The 3,879-nt window shown below is 74.3% G+C and carries 3 protein-coding genes and 1 pseudogene; 1 reads left to right on the forward strand and 3 read right to left on the reverse strand.

All coding sequences use genetic code 11. The features are described 5' to 3' along the window. Positions 1 to 109: 109 nt before the first annotated feature. Together ACFV6D_RS33270 and ACFV6D_RS33275 are read right to left on the reverse strand one after the other, a co-directional pair. Positions 110 to 532 (reverse strand): annotated as a pseudogene (locus ACFV6D_RS33270) (FBP domain-containing protein); the annotation flags it as partial. 157 nt (positions 533 to 689) lie between these two features. Continuing rightward, positions 690 to 1,574: an SAM-dependent methyltransferase gene (locus tag ACFV6D_RS33275; protein WP_380562511.1), complete on the reverse strand. Its 885-nt coding sequence runs from the start codon at positions 1,572 to 1,574 to the stop codon at positions 690 to 692. Positions 1,575 to 1,849: 275 nt separating this feature from the next. Here ACFV6D_RS33275 and ACFV6D_RS33280 point away from each other — a divergent pair, with 275 nt between their 5' ends. Next, positions 1,850 to 2,809 carry a polysaccharide deacetylase family protein gene (locus ACFV6D_RS33280; RefSeq protein WP_079135471.1) on the forward strand — a complete coding sequence of 320 codons (960 nt, stop codon included), beginning with the start codon at positions 1,850 to 1,852 and terminating at the stop codon, positions 2,807 to 2,809. Positions 2,810 to 2,853: 44 nt separating this feature from the next. Here the strand turns inward: ACFV6D_RS33280 and ACFV6D_RS33285 are convergent, their stop codons facing one another. Next, the gene (locus ACFV6D_RS33285; RefSeq protein WP_063346850.1) at positions 2,854 to 3,672 is read right to left on the reverse strand and encodes an SDR family NAD(P)-dependent oxidoreductase; all 819 of its coding nucleotides are present in this window, start codon (positions 3,670 to 3,672) and stop codon (positions 2,854 to 2,856) included. Between the last annotated feature and the right edge of the window lie 207 nt (positions 3,673 to 3,879).

Genomic DNA, 3,879 nt, shown 5'->3' on the forward strand with positions numbered 1-3,879 from the left:
CGGGGGGGGGGCTGCGGGCCTCCGCGCCGGGGGTGGGGTCGGTCTCCCGGGGGGGGGCCGCGGCGCCCCCCCCCCCCCGCCGCGGCTCCCCCCCCCCCCCCCCCCCCCGCGACTCGTCGGGCCTGGTCACCAGGGCGGACTTCTTCAGCCCGCGCACGTACAGCGAGCAGGCGAGGTCGGCGCAGATGTACGTGCCGACGGTGTTGCCCTCCCGCCCGGCCGCCCCGGCCCGGCGGGCGGCGAGCAGCGCGACGCCGGAGCCGGCGTGCGCGGTGATGCACAGCGAGCAGACGTTGGTCTTGGTGAGGCTGCGGCGGATCGTCGGCACCCGCAGCGTCACGCCGACCGGCTCGCCGCCGTACGACGCCACCAGGTAGGCCCGGTCGGGCGCGCCCTGGTCCCGCCAGCCGAGGAAGTCCAGGTTCTCCCAGGGCAGTTCCGCCAGGCCCCGGGGGAGGTTGAGCCGACTGGCCTCGCCCTTGGAGCAGTTGACGAAGGACGCGCGGATCTCGTTCTCGTTCAGGGGTTCCATGCCGCGGAAGCTAACACCGGTCCGCCCGCGCTGTCGTGCCGATTTCTCCCGGTACGCACCGGGGAGGGTGACGGGCTGTCAGTGGCCGAGCCTAGGGTGTTCGCGAGGCCGGTCCCGGCGTAGGAGGGAGGCGCCGGGGCCGCCTCGTGAACCGGGGCTACGGCTTGAACGCGACGCCCGCGTAGGCGGAGACGTCCTGCCAGCCTTCGGGGAGTTCGGTGGTGGGGACGTGGCCGGGGGTGGGGCGCCAGAGCGGGAGTTGGACCAGGCCGGGGCCGGCGAACTCGAAGTCGCCGAAGAAGGGTTCGACGCCGGCTCGCGGGCGCAGCACCAGGGGGGCGCTGGCGCTGCGGTAGATGCGGGTGCCTTCGGCGGCGCTCTCCCGGGAGGCGAAGTCGGGGCTGCCGTGGGAGAGGATCAGCGCGCTGCCGGGGGCGAGCGCGTCGCGCAGGGTGCGGACGATCTTCTGGGCGCCGTCCTCGTCGCGGATGAAGTGCAGCACGGCGACGAGCATCAGCGCGACCGGCCGGGACAGGTCGACGGCGGCGAGCAGGCCCGGGTGGTCGAGGATGGCGGCCGGGTCGCGCAGGTCGGCCTCGATGACCGAGGTGTGTCCGGCGGGGTGGCCGGCCAGCAGGGCGCGGGCGTGGGTGGCGACGATCGGGTCGTTGTCGACGTACACCACCCGGGCGTCCGGGGCGACCCGCTGGGCGACCTCGCTGGTGGAGCCGACGGCCGGGATGCCGGTGCCGATGTCGACGAACTGGCGGATGCCCCGGCCGGCGGCGAACTCCACCGCGTCGCCGAGGAACTGCCGGTTGGTGCGGGCCAGCAGCGGCAGCGCGGGGTAGGCGGCTATGGCGGCCTGGGCGGCCTTGCGGTCGGCCTCGAAGTTGTCCTTGCCGCCCAGGTAGTAGTCGTACATCCGGGCGGTGTGCGGGATGCCGGTGTCGAGCTCGCTCGGCGGCTGCCAGTCGTCCGCTCTGGCCCAGTCCCAGTCGGTGCCGGTGGCCTCGCCGACGGCTGCGCTGTCCTCGTGCATCCTGTTCCGCCCCCCTCTGCCGTGCTCACTGCCGAAAATGGCACCGCCGCGGCGGTCGGCGGGCCCGCCCGGTACGACGGGGGTGACCCGCGTCCGGCCCGGCCACCCTCCCGTGGCGTGCGGTGCGCCGTGATCGTATCCGACGACACGCCGGTGAAACAGCGGGAGTTCAGGTTTACGCAACACCCGGGCAGTGGAGTGTGTGCACGTCAATGGCGGTACCGGGACGCTCCTCGGATCGCCGTGGGTGGCCGCCGTCCCTATGCTGACTGCCGATGACTGCCGACCGCCGCACCGTACTGCGCACCGCCGTCCAGCTGGCCGCCCTGACCGCCGCCAGCGGGTTCCTCAGCGCGTGTGCCTCCGGCACCCCGCGCCGGGCCGACGCCGGGGGGCTCGCCGTGCACCCGGGCACCCTCGACCCGCAGCACACCACCGACCCGGCCTGGAACGGCGGCGAGGGCCCGGCCTCCCCCGTGCCGTCCGCCCCGCCGGAGCCGCAGCCCACCGGGGCCGACCCGACCGCCGGTACCGACCCGGCCACCGGCGCGGAGCCGGCCGCCGGGGCCGCGACGCCGCCCACGCCCCCGCCCACGCCTCCGACGCCGCCGGTGCTGCCGCCGCTCGCCGCCGGCACCCCGGTCGAGGTGGTGAACGGGCCGCGCACCAGCAAGTTCGTGGCGCTGACCTGCCACGGCAGCGGCGATCCGAAGCAGGCCACCGCGCTGCTGGAGGCCGCCGAGCAGCGCGGCATCAAGCTGACCGTGATGGTCGTCGGCAGCTGGCTCGACCAGCAGCCGCAGATGGCCCGCCGGATCCTGGACGCCGGCCACGAGCTGGGCAACCACACCCAGAACCACCTCGACCTGTCGACGATGACGGCCGCCCAGGTGCACGACGAGATCGCCCAGTGCGCCGAACGGCTCCAGCGGCTCACCGGCTCGATCGGCCGCTGGTTCCGCCCGTCCGCCGCGCAGTACGCCACCCGGACGGTGCGCGAGCAGGCGAAGGCGGTCGGCTACGAGCACGTGCTGTCCTTCGACGTCGACCCGCGCGACTACAACGACCCGTCGGCCGCCGAGTTGCAGCGCCGGGTGCTGAAGTCGGTGCGCGGCGGGTCGGTGGTCGCCCTGCACATGGGCCACCAGTGCACGGTGGACGCGCTGCCGGGCATCCTGGACGGCCTCGCCAAGGCGGGGCTGAAGCCGGTGACCGCCAGTCAGCTGTGCGCCTGACCGCTCTTCGGACCAGGAACGACCACGCCGGCCGAGGGGCCCGTTCAGCCCATCGGGTCGTCCGCCTTGTACGGGCGCATCCGCAGCGTCCGGGCGTCCGCCGCGCGGATCTCCGCGGCCCGGTTGACCAGTTCCTCCAGGTCGTCCCGCCCGGCGTGGATGAACCGGCCGTGCAGGCCATCGAAGCGGCCGCGGGCGGCGTCCACGGTGACCGCGACCATGTACGGGATGGAGCCCCAGGTCTGCGTGTCCTTGAACATCGGCATGGCGGCGGTCATGTCGGTTTCGACCGCGCCGGGGCTGATGTCGAGGATGACGATGCCGTGGCGGGCCAGCGAGTCCGCCATGTTGTCGGAGAGCTGGAGCAGCGCGCCCTTGGAGGTCGCGTACGCGGTGTAGTGGCCGTCCGGGCGCAGGGCGAAGCCGGAGTTGAGGTTGACCACCCGGCCGCGCCGCCGGGACACCATGCCGGGCAGGACGCAGCGCAGCAGGTTGTAGGGGCCGCGCAGGTTGGTCTCGATCACCTGCCACCACTGGTTGGCGTCGGTCTCCCAGAGCGGCACCTCGGCGCGGTCGACCAGGCCGGCGTTGTTGATCAGCAGGTCGATCGGGCCGAGGTCGCGTTCGACGACCCGGACGGCCTCGCGGACGGCGCCGGCGCGGGTGACGTCGGCGGTGACGGCGACGCCGCGGGAGCCGCGCCGGGCGCACTCCTTGAGGGTGTCGGTCAGCGTCCCGTGGGTGCGGCCGACCAGGCCGACGGCCATGCCCTCGGCAGCCAGGCCGATGGCGATCTCCCGGCCGATTCCCCGGCCCGCGCCGGTGATCAGGGCGACCTGTCCTGTGAGCGATCCCGTCGGCACCGTGTGCTCCCTTCCCGTCCCCGGCCCCCGTCTGCGGCATTCTTCCGGCCGCCGCACGGGCGCGGCCCCGGGCGCACGGGCGGCGGGCCCGGCCTCACCCGTTCGGACGACTGCTAGAAGGCTGATGAAGATCTTGGGTTGATCCGGGCCGTGCTGTCAGGTGGTGGCCTGGATTTGCCAGGTCGTGCCGTTGTGGGCGAGTCCGAG

The organism is Kitasatospora sp. NPDC059812 (assembly GCF_042732075.1).
Lineage (GTDB): Bacteria > Actinomycetota > Actinomycetes > Streptomycetales > Streptomycetaceae > Kitasatospora.

Bases quoted from the DNA above. Each gene is read 5' to 3' on its own strand.
- ACFV6D_RS33275 (WP_380562511.1), bottom strand. From the start codon at position 1,574: ATGCACGAGGACAGCGCAGCCGTCGGCGAGGCCACCGGCACCGACTGG.
- ACFV6D_RS33280 (WP_079135471.1), top strand. From the start codon at position 1,850: ATGACTGCCGACCGCCGCACCGTACTGCGCACCGCCGTCCAGCTGGCC.